This is a genomic window from Streptomyces sp. SCPE 10 (genome assembly GCF_051980735.1).
In the GTDB taxonomy this organism is placed as follows: domain Bacteria; phylum Actinomycetota; class Actinomycetes; order Streptomycetales; family Streptomycetaceae; genus Streptomyces; species Streptomyces misionensis.
Genome location: NZ_CP197069.1, coordinates 1,889,856 through 1,905,713 on the forward strand (window position 1 = coordinate 1,889,856; position 15,858 = coordinate 1,905,713).

Genomic DNA, 15,858 nt, shown 5'->3' on the forward strand with positions numbered 1-15,858 from the left:
GCAGGTAGCGTCCGCAGCATGGACAGCGGTACGGACAGCGGGCCGGAGACGCAGGGCGCGGGGATCACCGTTCAGCGGGCCCTGGAGCTGCCCGGGCTGCGCAGTGGGCTGCCGGAGATCCTCGCGGGCGCGGACCGGCTCAGCCGCACCGTGCGCTGGGTGCACGCGGGCGAGGTGCCCAACATCGCCTCGTTGCTCAAGGGCGGCGAGCTGCTGCTCACCACCGGGTACGGGCTCGGCAGCCGCCCGGCCGAGCAGCGGGCGTTCGTGCGCACGCTGGCCGAGCGCGGGATCGCCGCCCTGGTGGTGGAGCTGGGCCCGCGCTTCAGCCGGTTGCCGGCGGCGCTGGTGGACACCGCGCGCGCGGCCGGGCTGCCGTTGGTGCAGCTGCACCGCGAGGTGCCGTTCGTGACGGTCACGGAGGAGATCCACACCGAGATCGTCAACGGCCACTACGCGCTGCTCCAGCGGGCCGAGGAGGTGCACCGGCGCTGTACCGAGGCGCTGCTGGGCGGCGGCGGGGTGCCCCAGGTGCTGGGCATCCTGGCGGACTTCGGGGGCAACCCGGTGTTCCTGGAGACCCCCGACGGGCGGCTGCTGTACGCGGCCGGGGCGGGGCCCGAGGGCGCGGACCCGTTGCAGGTGTGGGAGGGGTTGCGCGGCCCGCACAAGAACGCCCCGCCGCCCGCCGGTTCGGTGCTGGTGGACGTGCCCGGCGGCGGCCCCGGCACCACGGGTTCGGTGCGGGCCCGGCTGGTGCTGCTGCCGGTGCGTTCCCCGCTCGCGCCGGTGCACCGGATGGCCGCGGAGCGGGCCGCGGGCATCCTGGCCGTGGTGCTGATGCAGGCCCGGCAGGAGGAGGAGCTGGCGGCGCGCGGGCGCGGCGACTTCCTGACCGATCTGGCCGAGGGCCGGATCTCGGCGGAGGACGCGCCGGCCCAGGCCCGGGTGCTGGGCTTCAAACCGGGTGGCAGCCCGCTGCTGCCGGTGGTGATGCGGGTCGGCGACCCCCTCTCCCCCGCCGGGGGCGGCTGGGCGGTCCTCGCGCGGGCCGTCTCCGAGGAGCTGGCCGCGGTGGGCGTGCCGGTGCTGCTGGGGGTGCGGCCGGTGGAGGGCCGGGTGCTGGTGCTGCTCGGGCTGCGCGCGGAGTCGGAGCGTTCGGCCGTCGCGGACCGGGTGGCGGCGGCGCTGCGGGCGGGTGTGGAGCGCGCCGGGATGCGGCGGGCCGGCAGCCCGCCGCCGGTGGTGGTGGTCGGGGTGGCGGGCGGCTGGGCGGCGGCCTCGGCGGGACTGCGGCACGCGGCGGAGACGGCGACGGCGGCGCAGGGCCTCGTCGACCGCCCCTGGTACGACGCCCGCCGCCTCGACATCGATCTGCTGCTGTGGCGGCTGCGCGACCATCCGGACCTCGCGGCCTTCGTGGACCGGGCGATCGGTCCGCTGCGCGACCACGACCGCCGTTCCAAGCCGCCGCTGCTGCCCACGTTGGAGACCTATCTCGCGCACGCGGGCCGCAAGGCGGAGACGGCCCGCGAACTCCATCTGAACCGGCAGACCCTCTACAACCGGCTCGCCCGCATCGGGGAGTTGCTGGGCACCGATCTCGACGACCCGCAGACGGTGCTGGCCCTGAGCCTCGCCCTGCGCGCCCGCCGCCACGTGCCCTGACCGCTCACAGGATCAGCGGCCGGGTCAACTCGTCGTAGACGCTGAGCACATGGGCCACCGTCTCCTCGTCGGTGGGCCAGCTCGCGGCCTGTCGTCCGCCCCGCTCCCGCAGCAGTTCCCGGCGCGCCGGGTCGGCGAGCAGGCGTCCGACGGCGGTGGCCAGCGCCGACGGATCGCCGTACGGCACGAGTTCGGCCGCGTCGCCCACGAGGTCGGGGACACCGCCGACGCGGGTGGCGACCAGCGGGACGCCCGCGTACAGCGCCTCCTGGGCGAGCACCGGACGGGACTCCCACCGGCCGGTCAGCAGCGCCAGGTCGGCGGCGCCGAGCAGGGCGGGCAGGTCGTCGCGGTCGCCGAGGAGCCGCACCGGCAGTTCCTCGGCCTCGATCCGCCGCTGGAGCACCGGCCGCAGCGGGCCCTCTCCCACGACGGCGACCAGTGGCACGGGGTCCAGGTTCCGCCAGGCGCGCGCCGCGTCCAGCAGGGTCTCGTGGCCGCGGTGCCGGTCGAGGGCGCCGACGGCGAGGAGTAACGGGCGTCCGGTGGCGCCCAGTTCGGCGCGCGCCTTGGGCCGCCGCGGGTCCCGCTCGTCGGGTACGGCCGCGGGGCGGGGACGGCCCGGCAGGGTGACGGCGGCGAGCCGGGCGTCCCGGGCGCCGGTGCGGCGGGCCCGGTCGACGAGATCGGGACTGGCGCCGAGGACCACGGTCGCGGAGCGGGCCACGCGGCGCTCCAGCATCCGCAGCAGCTGGGCCCGCGCGCCCTCGGCGTACGACCGGTTGTGCCAGGTGACGACCAGCGGGGTGGGGCGGCCGCCGAGGGCAAGGGCGGTCCGGAAGGAGGCGTGCAGGCCGTGCGCGTGCACCAGGTCGGCGTCGGCGCAGGCCGCCCGGAGCGCGGTCACCGAGGAGGGGTCGCTGCTGCGCGGCACATGGATGTGACCGGCGCCGGCTCCGGTGAAGTCGTAGGTACGGTCGGCCTCGGTGGGGGCGCACACCGTGACCCGCACGCCCCGGGCGACCAGCCCCGCGGCCAGGGAGCGCACGTGCGCGCCGCTGCCGGCGTTGCCCCCGCCCAGCACCTGCACGGTGCGCAGCGGCGGCCGGCCGTGCGGTGCGTTGCTGCTCAGGGGGCTCACAGGGCCGGGCTCCTGGTTCGGCGTGGGGCGGTCACGAGGCAACGTACAGAAAGTAGCGGGCGCACGGGGGCGGAGGAACGCACCTCGCGCGCCTCCCGCGCGGGCGGTGTTCCCACCCAGCATGCCAGCAGGCGGTGCCCGCTGGGGAATTGCGGGTGGGCGCACAGGGCGGCGGGCCGGGGCAATGCGCCGGAGCACATCACCCACACGGGTGAAGAGGGCCTTGTCTCCGCTGACGCTGCTCCCTCGCGTCGCCCGAGGTCAGGCGCTCACAGTGCCTTCGCCAAGGCGGTGATCCGGTCCCCGTACACGGCGGCGGTCACGACGGCGACGGCGTGCGCGAGCAGTCCCACGCGCCCGTTGCCCGCCACCACGGCCGCCCCCAGCGCGGCGCCGAGCGCGTGCGCCCCTGTGTCCCCGAGCATCGTCCGCTCGCCGGCGTCCTCGCGCAGCACGGCCGCCGCGCCGCCTGTGGCGACGGCGGCCAGCTCCCCGCCGGGCCCGCCGCGCAGCAACCCGGGCGCCCCGAGCGCGAGCACCGCGCCGAGCGCCCGTCCCGGCCGTACGTCGACCAGGTTCACGAAGTGCGCGGCGCCCGCGATGACGACCCCGGCGAGCAGCCTGTCCAGCGGGCGCTCCTTGAGCAGCGCGCCCGCGACCAGTCCGGCCGCCGATATCCCGAACAGCTTCACGGCGCCGCTGGTGACCTCGCCCTCGCGCAGCGCGCCGAGATGGGCCCGGAAGCCGCGCCGGTGGTCGCCGGCCGCGTCGTCGTACGCCCCGCAGCAGCCCGCCGCCAAGGCGGCGAGCCCGGCCCCGGGGTGCACCCGGGCGGCGGCGACCGCCGTGCCCAGCGCCGTGGCCGGCCCGGCGTACAGCTCGACCTCCCGCCCGGCGTGGTTCGTCCGCTGCCAGCGCTCCGCAGCGCCGGGCGCCTTGGCGCGCAGCAGCACGTAGCCGGCCCGGGTGAGGGCGGCGGACAGCAGGAAGGAGCGGGTCTTTCGGGTGCCGGTCATCCCGTCACCCTAAGTCCCGCTCCCGCTGCGCCGGCTCCCGCTACCGGTCCGCCCGCGCGGTCGCCAGGAGTTCCTCCGCGTGGGCCCGGGCCGTCTCCGAGTCCTCCTGGCCCGCCAGCATGCGGGAGAGTTCCCGGACGCGCTCCTCGCCCTCCAGGACCTTGACGCCGGAGCGGGTGACGGAGCCGTCGTTGGTCTTCTCCACCAGCAGCTGCCGGTCGGCGAAGGCGGCGACCTGGGGCAGATGGGTGACCACCACGACCTGGGCGCTCTTGGCGAGCTTGGCCAGCCGGCGGCCGATCTCGACCGCGGCCTTGCCGCCGACGCCCGCGTCGACCTCGTCGAACAGGTACGTCGGCACCGGGTCCGTGCCCGCGAAGACGACCTCCACGGCGAGCATCACCCGGGACAGCTCACCACCGGACGCGCCCTTGGCGATGGGCCTCGGCGGGGCGCCCGGGTGCGGGGCGAGCAGCAGCTCGACCTCGTCCACGCCCGAGGGGCCGTAGGCGACCGGTCGCCCGCCGACCTCGACCCCCTCCGGGTCCTCGGTCTGCCGGATGTCGAAGGAGACCCGCGCGTGCGGCATGGCCAGCGAGGCCAGCTCGGCGGTCACCGCGGCGGCGAACCGCTCGGCGGCCTCGGTGCGGGCGTCGGTCAGCGCCTGGGCGAGACCTCCCAGTTCGGCGCGGAGCGCGTCCCGCTCGGCGGTCAGCTCCGCGATCCGCTCGTCGTCGCCGTCCAGCTCGGTCAGCCGGGCGGCGCTCTGCTCGGCCCAGGCGAGGACCGCGTTCACGTCCTCGCCGTACTTGCGGGTCAGCGCGTTCAGGGCGGCCCGGCGCTCCTCGACCGCGGACAGCCGCAGCGGGTCGGCGTCCAGGTCGTCCGCGTACCCGGCCAGCTCGCCGGCCACATCGCCGAGCAGGATCCCGATCTCCCCGATCCGCTCGGCGAGCGAGGCCAGCGCCGGATCGTGGGAGCGCACGGCCTCCAGGGCCCGGTGGGCGCCCGCGACGAGGGCCTGGGCGTCGATGCCCTCGGGGTCCTCGGGGTTGCCCGCGAGCGCGGCGTGCGCGGCCGTCGCGGCGGACGCCAGGGCCTCCGCGTGCCCCAGCCGCTCCGCCTCCTCGGCCAGCTCCGCGTCCTCCCCGGCGCGCGGCTCCACGGCGGCGATCTCGTCGAGGCCGTAGCGGAGCATGTCGGCTTCCTGCGCCCGCTCCCGCGCCCGGGTGGTGATCTCCTCCAGTTCGGTGGAGACGGCGCGCAGCCGCCGGTAGGCCCCGGTGTACTTGGCGAGCGGCACGGCGACCGCGTCGCCCGCGTACCGGTCCAGCGCCTGGCGCTGGCGGGACAGCTTCAGCAGCCCCTGCTGGTCGGTCTGCCCGTGCACGGCCACCAGGTCGTCGGCCAGCTCGGCGAGCAGTCCCACGGGCACGCTGCGCCCGCCCAGGTGCGCCCGGGAGCGGCCCTCGGCGGAGATGGTGCGGCTGATCAGCAGGGCGCCGTCGTCCAGCTCGGCACCGGCCTCCTCGGCCCGTACGACGGCGGCGGCGTCCGCGGGCACGGCGATGCGCCCCTCCACGACCGCCTTCCCGGCGCCGATCCGCACGAGCGCCGGGTCGGCCCGGCCACCGAGCAGCAGTCCCAGGCTGGTGACCACCATGGTCTTGCCCGCGCCCGTCTCACCGGTGACCGCGGTGAACCCCGGCGACAGTTCGACGACGGCATCGTCGATGACTCCGAGCGACCGTATCCGCATCTCCTCCAACACGGAACAGACCATACGAGGTCTCGGGCGTCGCGTGCACACAGGCCGCTCTTTCCGGTGAGCGGCCGCGGCGCACGACTGCGGCGGGCGGCCCCGGTGCGGGGCCTCGCCGGAGGGTTCTAGTGCGGGGCGCCGCGCCACCCGGTGGTGGGCAGCGCGAACTTCGCGACCAGCCGGTCCGTGAACGACGAGTGGTGCAGCCGGGCCAGCCGCACCGGCACCGCGCCCCGCCGCACCTCCACCCGCGCCCCCGGCGGCAGCTCGATGGTCCGCCGCCCGTCGCACCACAGCACCCCCGGCGGGATGTGCGGCAGCACCTCGACGGCGAGCACCGAGTCCGGCGAGGTCACCAGCGGCTTGGCGAACAGCGCGTGGGCGCTGATCGGCACCATCAGCAGTGCCTCCACCTCGGGCCACACCACCGGCCCGCCGGCGGAGAACGCGTACGCCGTGGACCCGGTCGGCGTGGACAGCACCACCCCGTCGCAGCCGAATCCCGTCACCGGCCGCCCGTCGATCTCCAGCACCACTTCGAGCAGCTTCTCGGCGCCGGCCTTCTGCACGGCCGCCTCGTTCAGCGCCCAGTCGGTGTGCACCACGTCCCCATTGCGGTGCACCACCACGTCGACGGTCATCCGCTCCTCGACCTCGTACGACCGCTCGACCACCCGGTCGACCACCCGATCGAGGTCGTCGCGTTCCGCCTCCGCGAGGAACCCGACGCGCCCCAGGTTGACGCCGAGCATGGGCACCCCGGAGGCGCGGGCGAACTCCGCGCCCCGCAGCAACGTGCCGTCCCCGCCGAGCACGATCAGCAGCTCGCAGTCGTCGAGGCACCGCGGGGTGGCCTCCCCCACCAGCTCCACCTCGTCCGGGAGCGGCAGGTCACGCGCCTCCTCCTCCAGCACGCGCACACCGATGCCGTGTTGCAGCAGGCCCTTGACGACGAGTTCCGCGCTGCGGATCGCCGCCGGCCGCCCGGTGTGGGCGAGCAGGAAAACAGTACGCGCCAGATTCTGTGTCAACGCGGCCCCTCCGCCACTGCGCGATCGACGTCGGCCGGGTCCAGGCGGGGGGCGCCGGACCGCAGCCACAGGAAGTACTCGACGTTGCCCGAGGGACCCGGCAGTGGACTCGCGGTGACGCCCCGCGCACCGAGCCCCAGCTCCCAGGCCTTCTCGGCCACCCCTCGCACGGCCTCCGCCCGCAGCTGCGGACTCCGTACGACACCCCCGCTGCCGAGCCGTTCCCTGCCCACCTCGAACTGCGGTTTGACCATCATCACCAGGTCGGCGTCCGGCTTCACACACCGCTTGAGGGCGGGCAGCACCAGCCCGAGCGGGATGAAGGACAGGTCGCCCACCACCAGATCAACAGGTTCCCCGTCGATCGCGTCGAGCGTCAACTCCCGTACGTTGGTGCGGTCCTTGACGGTGACCCGGGCATCCTGCCGGAGGGACCAGGCGAGCTGCCCGTAGCCGACGTCCACGGCGACCACATGGGCGGCGCCCGCGCGCAGCAGGACGTCGGTGAACCCGCCGGTGGACGCGCCGGCGTCGAGCGCGCGCCGGCCCTCCACCACCAGCCCCCGGGGCACGAAGGCCGCCAGCGCGCCGGCGAGCTTGTGGCCGCCCCGGGAGACGTAGTCGGGGTCGCTGTCGTCGGCCTGGACCACGATCGCGGCGGCGGTCTCCACCTGCGTGGCCGGCTTGGTCGCGACGGTCTTGCCGACGGTGACCCGTCCCGCGGCGATCAGCTGGCTGGCGTGCTCGCGCGAGCGCGCGAGCTTCCGGCGGACCAGCTCCGCGTCCAGACGACGGCGTGCGACTCCTGCCACGTTCGGTTCAGCTCCTGTGTTGGTGCGACGGTGGGGGCGCCGGTGGTCCCGGGCGGGCGTCGAGCGCGCTGAGCGCGTCGCGCAGCCCCTGGTGTACATCCTCGTACACCGCGACATGTCCGTCGGTGGGCAGGTGGTCGGCATCGGCCAGCCGTGCCAGCCGGGCGTCGACCTCGGCGTTGCCGGTCGGGGTGCGCGGGAGGTCCAGGGGGGCCGGGGCCGCGGGCTCGTACTCGGGTTCGGGCTCGCTCGGGGGTACGGCCGGGGCGGTGTTCTCGCCGGCCTCGGCCTCGAACGCGGACTCGCTCATGCCCAGACGCTACCGCGAACCGCTGCGGTACCGTCGGTGGCGATGGCCACGATCGATGAGTGCCGCGCCGCACTGGAGAAGCTTTCGGACAACATGCGGGGCGCCGAGGGCGACGTGGGCGCCGCGGCCGCCCTGGAGCGCTCGGTGAGCTGCCACATCACCGACCTCGGCATCACCTTCGCCGGCCGGATGACCGGGGGCCGCCTGGTGGTGGACGAGACCCTGCCCGGGCCGCCGCGCGAGCGGGCGCAGATCCGGCTGGCGATGGCCGGTGACGATCTGCTGGCGCTGGTGGACGGCAAGCTGCATTTCGCCGCCGCCTGGGGGCAGGGCCGGGTGCGCCTGGAGGCGGGCCTGCTGGACCTGTTCCGGCTCAGGAAGCTGCTGTGACCCGCTGAGCGCGGCCCTTGCGCGCCGCCGGCACGATCAGCGGGGTGCCCGTCTCGGGGTCCTCGATGACCTGGCACTTCAGCCCGAAGACCCGCTCGACCAGGTCGGCCGTGACGATGTCGTGGGGCGCGCCCTCGGCGATCACCTCGCCGCCGCGCAGGGCGATCAGGTGGGTGGCGTAGCGGGCTGCGTGGTTGAGGTCGTGCAGTACGGCGACCAGGGTGCGGCCCTGGGTCTCGTGCAGTTCGGCGCACAGGTCGAGGACGTCGATCTGGTGCTGGATGTCGAGGTAGGTGGTGGGCTCGTCCAGGAGCAGCAGCGGGGTCTGCTGGGCGAGCGCCATCGCGATCCACACCCGCTGCCGCTGCCCGCCGGAGAGTTCGTCCACGTACCGGTCGGCGAGCCCGTCCACGCCGGTCTGCCGCATGGACTCCTGGACGACCCGCTCGTCCTCGGCCGACCACTGGCGCAGCAGGCCCTGGTGCGGGTAGCGGCCCCGGCCGACCAGGTCGGCGACGGTGATGCCGTCCGGGGCCACGGCCGACTGCGGGAGCAGGCCGAGGGTGCGGGCGACCTGCTTGGCGGGCAGCGACCGGATGGCCTGCCCGTCCAGGAGGACCCGGCCCCGGTCCGGCTTGAGCATCCGGGACAGCGCCCGCAGCAGCGTCGACTTGCCGCACGCGTTGGGGCCGACGATCACGGTGAAGGAGCGGTCGGGGATCTGCACCGACAGCTCTTCGGCGATGACGCGCTGGTCGTAGGCGAGGGTGACGTGCTCGGCGGACAGGCGGTTCATGGTGCTCCTAGGGATCGTGCGCGGGTCGCTCATATCCGGCCCGCCCGGCGCTCGGTGACCAGCAGCCACAGCAGGTAGCCGCCGCCGAGGACGCCGGTGACCACTCCGACGGGCAGCTGGTCGGCGCCGAAGGCGCGCTGCGCGGCCCAGTCGGCGGTGACCAGCAGGGCGGCGCCCATGCAGAGGGAGGGCACCAGGTTGGGGCCCGGCGAGCGGGTCAGCCGGCGGGCGAGCTGGGGCGCGGTGAGGGCGACGAAGCTGACGGGTCCGGCGGCGGCGGTGGCGGCCGCGGTCAGCAGCACGGCGCCGGTCATCACCACCAGCCGCACACGCTGCACGGGCACGCCGAGGGCGCCGGCGGTGTCGTCGCCCATCTCCAGCATCCGCAGGCCCCGGGCGTGGGCGAGGACCAGCGGGACGAGGACGGCGCACAGCGCGAGCAGCGGCCAGACCTGGTCCCAGTCACGGCCGTTGAGGGAGCCGGTCATCCAGACGACGGCGCGGGCCGCGTCCACCATGTCGGCCTTGGTGAGCAGATAGCCGTTGACGGCGGTGAGCACGGCGCTGACGCCGATGCCGACCAGGACGAGGCGGTAGCCGTGCACGCCCTGCCGCCAGGCCAGCAGGTAGATGGCGAGCCCGGTCAGCAGTCCTCCGGCCAGCGCTCCGGCGGTGACGGCGGCGGCGCTGCCGGACATCAGCACGATCACCACCAGCGCGCCCGCCGTCGCCCCCTGCGACAGGCCGAGGACGTCCGGGCTGCCCAGCGGATTGCGGGAGACGGACTGGAACAGCGCGCCGCCGAGCCCGAGCGAGGCGCCGACCAGCAGCCCGACCAGGACCCGGGGCAGGCGCAGCTCGCGGACGATGAAGTCCTGGTAGGCGGTGCCGTGTCCGGCGAGGGTGCGCAGCACGTCGGCCGCCGGGATCTTCGCGTCGCCGGTGCCGATCAGTGCCACGCCAGCCGCGAGCGCGGCGGCCAGCAGCAGGACGACGACGACCAGCGCCCGCGGGTCCAGGCGCAGCGAGAGGCCGCCGGGGACGCGTACGGCACGGCTCCTGGGGTGTGTCCTCACAGCTGGGCCGTCCTCCGTCGTCGTACCAGAAAGATGAAGACCGGGCCGCCGATGACCGCGGTGACGATGCCGACCTGGAGCTCGGCCGGGCGGGCCACCACCCGGCCGACGACATCGGCGCCGAGCAGCAGCACCGGCGACAGGACGGCCGCGTAGGGCAGGATCCAGCGCAGGTCGGGGCCGGTGAAGGAGCGCACCGCGTGCGGGACCATCAGGCCGACGAAGACGATGGGGCCGCAGGCGGCGGTCGCGGCGCCGCACAGCACGGTGGCGGCCAGCATGGCCAGGGCCCGGGTGCGGTGCGGGCGGGCGCCGAGGGAGCGGGCGGTGTCGTCGCCCATCGTCATGGCGTTCAGCGGCCGGGCCAGGGCGAGCGCGAGCAGGGTGCCCGCCGCGAGGAACGGCAGCACCTGCGCGATGGTCGCGTTCGTGGCCGAGGCCAGCGAGCCGACCGTCCAGAAACGCATCCGGCCCAGCGCCGCGTCGTCCATGATCATCACGGCTTGGAGGTAGCCGTACAGGGCCGCGCTGATCGCCGTGCCGGCGAGCGCGAGCCGGACCGGGGTGGCGCCCCGGCTGCCGCCGAGGAACCACACCAGCGCGCCCACCGCCGCCGCGCCGAGGAAGGCGAACCACACATAGCCGGAGAGGCTGGTGACGCCGAAGAAGGTGATGGCGGTGACGACGGCCGCCGAGGCACCGGCGTTGATGCCGAGCAGACCGGGGTCGGCCAGCGGATTGCGGGTGAGCGCCTGGAGCACCGCGCCCGACAGACCGAGCGCGGCGCCGGCCAGCAGCCCGAGGAGGGTGCGCGCGAGCCGCTCGTCCACCACGACGTCGCCGTACGTCCCCGTGTCGTGGAACAGGCCGTGCCAGACCTGGTCCAAGGAGAGCGCCTTCGCCCCGATCGCGATGCTCGCCAGGGCGACGAGCACCAGGACCGCGACGGCGAGCACCAGCCCAAGGGGCCGCACCGCCTTGCGGGTCGGGGACGCGGGGGCGGTCTCCGCGCGCTGTTCCGGAGGACTGTCGACCAACACGAGGTTAGGTTAGCCTATCCTCGCTTCTGGTCGAGTCTTCGGGTGCGGAAAGCTCCCGCCGCAGAGGTGAGGGGGCCTCAGAGTCCGAGCCGCGCCAGCGCCTTGTCCCCGTCCAGTTCGCAGGAGCCCTCCCCGGCCGCCGTCCAGGCCGCCGCGCACAGCGCCCGCAGGCCGTCCAGGGACTCGCCGTCGCCGACCAGCTCCAGCCGGTCCGCCCCGGCCGTCGCCGTCCACCCGCCGCACCGGAAACCATCACCCTCTCGGGTGATTTCCGGCTGGCGGGTGAGCAGCCCCCGCAGATCCGCGTCCACGTACGTCGGACGGTGCTTTGGGGAGGCGGCCAGCAGCCGGGCCCCGTCGGTGACCCCGGTCAGCACCAGCAGCGAGTCCACCCCGCCGTTGAACGCGCCCTCGATGTCGGTGTCCAGCCGGTCCCCGACCACCAGCGGGCGCCGCGCGCCCGTCCGCAGGATCGTCTCCCGGTGCATGGGCGGCAGCGGCTTGCCCGCCACCTGCGGCTCCTTGCCCGTCGCGATCCGTACGACCTCGACGGCCGCGCCGTTGCCCGGCGCGATCCCGCGCCCGCTGGGGATCGTCAGATCGGTGTTGGACGCGAACCACGGGACCCCGCGCCGCACCGCGTACGAGGCCTCCGCGAACCGCCCCCAGGGCAGCTCCATCCCGCCGTACCCCTGCACGACCGCCGCCGGATCGTCGTCCGCCGACTCCACCGGCACCAGGCCCCGCTCACGCAGTGCCACCCGCAGTCCCTCGCCGCCGATCACCAGCACCCGCGACCCGGTCGGCACCTGCTCGGCGATCAGCCGCGCCACCGCCTGCGCCGAGGTGATGACGTCGTCGGCGCCCGCCGGTATCCCCAGCTCGGTCAGGTGCTCCGCGACCGCCTGCGGCGTACGCAGCGCGTTGTTGGTGACGTACGCCAGATGCATACCCCCCGCGCGGGCCCGCTCCAGCGAGGGGACCGCGTGCGCGATCGCCTTCCCGCCCGCGTACACCACCCCGTCCAGGTCGAGCAGCGCCGTGTCGTACGCCTCGTTCAAGGGCCGCTCACTGCCCCGCGGACCGGTACCGACGCCCTGGCTCATATGCGTGTCTCTCCTCGTTCACTCGCCTTTCCCCCGATCATCCCGCATACCGCCGGCACACGTACGATGCCGGGATGGACACTGCAGGTCACTCGGAAGCAATGGCGCGCCGGGGCCTGGAACTCACCCCGTTCCGCGGCCTTCGTTACGACCCCGACCGGGTCGGCAGCCTGGCCTCCGTCACCTCCCCTCCGTACGACGTCGTCGTACGGCCCGACGGGGTGCACCACCTCCAGTCGGCGGACCCGTACAACATCGTCCGGCTGATCCTCCCCGAGGCGGGCACCCCCAGCGCCCGCACCGAGCAGGCCGCCGACACCCTGCGCCGCTGGCTGGACGAGGGCGTCCTCGCCGCGGACCCGGAACCCGCCCTGTACGTGTACGAGCAGCAGGACGGCGACGGCACGCTCCAGCGCGGCGTCATCGGCGCCCTGCGGGTCTCCGAACCGGCCGAGGGCGTGGTGCTGCCGCACGAGGACGTCATGCCTCCCGTGGTCGCGGAACGCGCCGCCCTGCTGCGCGCCACCCGCGCCAACCTGGAGCCGCTGCTGCTGAGCTACCGCGGCGACGGCACCGCCGCCGAGGTCGTGGAACGCACCGTGGAGAAGCCCCCGCTGCTGGCCACCACCACCGAGGACGGTGTCCGGCACCGGCTGTGGGCCGTCACCGACGCCGCCGACGTGGCCCGCGTCCAGGACGACCTGTCCCACCACCAGGCGCTGATCGCCGACGGCCACCACCGCTGGGCCACCTATCTGCGGCTGCGCGCCGAGCAGCGGACCCCGGGCCCCTGGGACTACGGCCTGGTCCTGCTGGTCGACACGGCCCGCTATCCGTTGCGCGTCCGCGCCATCCACCGCCTGCTGCACGGTCTGCCGGTGGCGGACGCGCTGGCCGCCGTGGAGGGCCTGTTCCGGGTGCGGCACCTGGGGGTGCCGCTGGCCGAGGCGCTGGCGGCGCTGGCCGACGCGTCCTGCGCGGGCAACGCCTTCCTGCTGGCCGGTGACGGCGCCTTCCATCTGCTGGACCGGCCGGACCCCGAGCTGCTGGCCCGCACGGTGCCGGCCGACCGCCCGGCCGCCTGGCGTTCCATGGACGCGACGGTGCTGCACGCGACCCTGCTGGAGCACGTCTGGCACATCCCCGAGGACTCTCCCGCCCATATCGCCTACATCCACGACACGGCCGCGACCGTCGCGAAGGCGGAGCGTGACGGCGGTACGGCCGTGCTGATGCACCCGGTGCGCGAGGAGGTCGTGCGCGATCTGGCCCGCCAGGGCGTGACGGTGCCGCGCAAGTCGACGTCGTTCGGGCCGAAGCCGGCGTCGGGACTGGTGCTGCGGGCCCTGGAGATCTGAGGGCCCCCGGACATGACGGAAGGGGGCGGGTTCCACCGGGAACCCGCCCCCTTCCGTCATCTCACGGACGCGCGTCAGTCCTTGTCGCCGTCCTCCTGCGGGGCGGCGTCGGCGGGCTCGCCGCCAGTGCCGTTCTCGCCCTCGTCCTCGTGCTCGCCCTTGTCCTCGTGCTCGTGCTCGTCCTCGTGCTCGTCCAGGGCGTCCACGAACTCCACGCCGTCCAGCTCGGCGAGCCGGTCGGAGGCGTCGGTGCTGCCGTCCCGGTCGGCCTCGACGGCCTTCGCGAACCACTCCCGTGCCTCGTCCCGCCGGCCGACCGCCAGCAGGGCGTCGGCGTAGGCGTAGCGCAGGCGCGCGGTCCACGGCTGGACGGAGTTCGAGGCGAGCTCGGAGCTCTGGAGGGTGACGATGGCCGCGTCCAGCTGGCCCATGTCACGCCGGGCACCGGCCGCGACCAGCCGCATCTCGACCTGGCCGGCCTTGTCCAGCTTGTGCACCTCCGGGGCGCCGGCCATGTCCAGTGCCTTCTCCGGGCGGCCGAGCCCTCGTTCACAGTCGGCCATCACCGGCCACAGTTCCACGGTGCCGGTCATCCGCCGGGCGGCCCGGAACTCGGCGAGGGCCTCGCTGTACTTCTGGTTCGCGTACGCGGCGAATCCGGCGGCCTCGCGCACGGCGGCCACTCGGGAGGCGAGGCGCAGCGCGACCCTGGAGTAGCCGTAGGCGCCCTCGGGGTCCTCGTCGATCAGCCGGGCGACCATCACCAGGTTGCGGGCGACGTCCTCGGCGAGCGTCTTGGGCAGGCTCTGCAGCTCCTGCTTGACGTCCTTGTCGATCTCGTCGCCGGTGACGTCCTCCGGGATCGGCAGCCGCTTGATCGGCTCGCGATCGCGGTCGCGGTCACGGTCGTCGCGGAAGCGGCCACCGCCACGGCGGTCGTCGCCACGGCGGTCGTCGCGCCCGTCACGTCCACGGAAGCCACCCGGGCGGCCGCCGCGGTCGTCGCGACGGGGTCCACGGCCGCCTCGGTCGTCCCGGCCGCGGAAGCCGCCGCGCTCACCGCGGTTGTCGTCACGGCGGAAGCCGCCGCGGTCACCGCGGTCGTCGTCGCGACGGTAGGAGGGGCGGGAGTCGTCGCGGCGGAACGTCGGACGCTCGTCACGGCGGTCATCGCGGCGGTCGTCACGGCGGAAACCGCCGCGGTCACCCCGGTCGTCGTCGCGACGGTAGGAGGGGCGGGAGTCGTCGCGGCGGTACGTCGGACGCTCGTCACGGCGGTCATCGCGGCGGTCGTCACGGCGGAAGCCGCCGCGGTCGTCGTCGCGGCGGAAGCCACGGTCGCCCCGGTCGTCACGGCGCGGACCACGGTCCCGGTCGTCCCGGTGGAACGACGGACGCGAGGAACGCTCGCCCTCGCGGCGGTCGTCCCGACGGTCGTCGCGGCGGCCGTAGCCGCCACCGCGGTTGTCCTCACGGCGGTCGTCGCGCCGGAACCCGCCGCGGTCGCCGCGGTCGTCGTCACGGCGGAAGCCACCGCGGTTGTCGTCGCGGCGGCCGTAGCCGCCACCGCGGTTGTCGTCGCGGCGGCCGTAGCCGCCACCGCGGTTGTCGTCGCGGCGGTCGTCACGGCGGAAGCCGCCGCGGTCGCCGCGGTCGTCGTCACGGCGGTAGGAGGGGCGGGAGTCGTCGCGGCGGAACGACGGACGCTCGTCACGGCGGTCATCGCGACGGTCGTCACGGCGGAAACCGCCGCGGTCGTCGTCGCGGCGGAAGCCACGGTCGCCCCGGTCGTCACGGCGCGGACCACGGTCCCGGTCGTCGCGCCGGCCGTAGCCGCCACCGCGGTTGTCGTCACGGCGGTCGTCGCGCCGGAACCCACCGCGGTCACCGCGGTCGTCGTCGCGCCGGCCGTAGCCGCCGCCACGGTTGTCATCGCGACGGTCGTCGCGACGGAAGCCACCGCGGTCACCACGGTCGCCGCGGTAGCCGCCGCGGTCGCCCCGGTCACCACTGTCCCGTCGCCGCTGGTCGCGCTCCGGTCGGTCGTCGGGAGAGTTGGTGGACATGGTGACTCCTGTCTTCGGTACAGCAAGCATTGTAAAAACGAAAGGACCCCTGGTCCCAGCTGAACGCTGGGACCAGGGGTCCTCCAAAGATTGTTCGGCGGCGTCCTACTCTCCCACAGGGTCCCCCCTGCAGTACCATCGGCGCTGTGAGGCTTAGCTTCCGGGTTCGGAATGTAACCGGGCGTTTCCCTCACGCTATAACCACCGAAACCCTAATGGTTTCGAGCGAACAAGCACACTTTGTAGTTATGCGTTCTGCTCTGAGCCGGCAACCGTTCGTTGCCTC

General features: G+C 74.8%; 14 protein-coding genes and 1 rRNA gene. 3 read left to right on the top strand and 12 right to left on the bottom strand.

Annotation, left to right across the window (positions count from 1 at the left end; all coding sequences use genetic code 11):
- Window positions 1–18: 18 nt before the first annotated feature.
- The gene (locus tag ACSP97_RS08885; RefSeq protein WP_355530295.1) at window positions 19–1,668 is read left to right on the top strand and encodes a PucR family transcriptional regulator; all 1,650 of its coding nucleotides are present in this window, start codon (window positions 19–21) and stop codon (window positions 1,666–1,668) included.
- Between the two features lie 4 nt (window positions 1,669–1,672).
- Here ACSP97_RS08885 and ACSP97_RS08890 read toward each other — a convergent pair whose 3' ends face one another.
- The 6 genes from ACSP97_RS08890 to ACSP97_RS08915 form a co-directional block, all read right to left on the bottom strand.
- Complete coding sequence (locus tag ACSP97_RS08890; protein WP_355328157.1) at window positions 1,673–2,809, bottom strand: glycosyltransferase family 4 protein; 1,137 nt, start codon at window positions 2,807–2,809, stop codon at window positions 1,673–1,675.
- Between the two features lie 269 nt (window positions 2,810–3,078).
- Complete coding sequence (locus ACSP97_RS08895) at window positions 3,079–3,825, bottom strand: hypothetical protein (RefSeq protein ID WP_355152995.1); 747 nt, start codon at window positions 3,823–3,825, stop codon at window positions 3,079–3,081.
- A gap of 40 nt (window positions 3,826–3,865) precedes the next feature.
- The gene (gene recN / locus ACSP97_RS08900; protein WP_355152996.1) at window positions 3,866–5,608 is read right to left on the bottom strand and encodes a DNA repair protein RecN; all 1,743 of its coding nucleotides are present in this window, start codon (window positions 5,606–5,608) and stop codon (window positions 3,866–3,868) included.
- Between the two features lie 104 nt (window positions 5,609–5,712).
- Complete coding sequence (locus ACSP97_RS08905; RefSeq protein WP_355152998.1) at window positions 5,713–6,618, bottom strand: NAD kinase; 906 nt, start codon at window positions 6,616–6,618, stop codon at window positions 5,713–5,715.
- Complete coding sequence (locus tag ACSP97_RS08910; protein WP_355153000.1) at window positions 6,615–7,430, bottom strand: TlyA family RNA methyltransferase; 816 nt, start codon at window positions 7,428–7,430, stop codon at window positions 6,615–6,617. The genes ACSP97_RS08905 and ACSP97_RS08910 overlap by 4 nt, the downstream gene beginning before the upstream one ends.
- A 7-nt stretch (window positions 7,431–7,437) precedes the next feature.
- Window positions 7,438–7,740: a hypothetical protein gene (locus ACSP97_RS08915; RefSeq protein ID WP_355153002.1), complete on the bottom strand. Its 303-nt coding sequence runs from the start codon at window positions 7,738–7,740 to the stop codon at window positions 7,438–7,440.
- A gap of 42 nt (window positions 7,741–7,782) precedes the next feature.
- On the opposite strand from ACSP97_RS08915, the gene ACSP97_RS08920 reads away from it, so the two are divergent.
- Entirely contained in the window at window positions 7,783–8,130 is a 348-nt protein-coding gene (locus tag ACSP97_RS08920; RefSeq protein ID WP_440557027.1) for a sterol-binding protein, read from the top strand.
- Here ACSP97_RS08920 and ACSP97_RS08925 read toward each other — a convergent pair.
- From ACSP97_RS08925 to ACSP97_RS08940, 4 genes are all read right to left on the bottom strand, one after another.
- On the bottom strand, window positions 8,114–8,926 hold the full coding sequence (locus ACSP97_RS08925) for an ABC transporter ATP-binding protein (RefSeq protein ID WP_355530292.1): 813 nt from the start codon (window positions 8,924–8,926) through the stop codon (window positions 8,114–8,116). The two genes, ACSP97_RS08920 and ACSP97_RS08925, sit on opposite strands and share 17 nt — an antisense overlap.
- 29 nt (window positions 8,927–8,955) lie before the next feature.
- A complete protein-coding gene (locus ACSP97_RS08930) occupies window positions 8,956–10,002 on the bottom strand; it encodes a FecCD family ABC transporter permease (protein WP_355328151.1) in 1,047 nt (348 codons plus the stop codon).
- Complete coding sequence (locus tag ACSP97_RS08935) at window positions 9,999–11,042, bottom strand: FecCD family ABC transporter permease (protein WP_355328149.1); 1,044 nt, start codon at window positions 11,040–11,042, stop codon at window positions 9,999–10,001. Before ACSP97_RS08935 ends, ACSP97_RS08930 begins: the two co-directional genes overlap by 4 nt.
- A 77-nt stretch (window positions 11,043–11,119) precedes the next feature.
- Window positions 11,120–12,148: an HAD-IIA family hydrolase gene (locus tag ACSP97_RS08940; RefSeq protein ID WP_440557031.1), complete on the bottom strand. Its 1,029-nt coding sequence runs from the start codon at window positions 12,146–12,148 to the stop codon at window positions 11,120–11,122.
- Between the two features lie 74 nt (window positions 12,149–12,222).
- On the opposite strand from ACSP97_RS08940, the gene ACSP97_RS08945 reads away from it, so the two are divergent.
- Complete coding sequence (locus ACSP97_RS08945) at window positions 12,223–13,506, top strand: DUF1015 domain-containing protein (protein ID WP_358303235.1); 1,284 nt, start codon at window positions 12,223–12,225, stop codon at window positions 13,504–13,506.
- 74 nt (window positions 13,507–13,580) lie between these two features.
- Here ACSP97_RS08945 and ACSP97_RS08950 read toward each other — a convergent pair whose 3' ends face one another.
- Window positions 13,581–14,375, bottom strand: a complete 795-nt coding sequence (locus ACSP97_RS08950; RefSeq protein WP_358303366.1) for a tetratricopeptide repeat protein — start codon at window positions 14,373–14,375, stop codon at window positions 13,581–13,583.
- 1,289 nt (window positions 14,376–15,664) lie between these two features.
- Window positions 15,665–15,781 (bottom strand): 5S ribosomal RNA (rrf, locus tag ACSP97_RS08955).
- Window positions 15,782–15,858 lie beyond the last annotated feature (77 nt).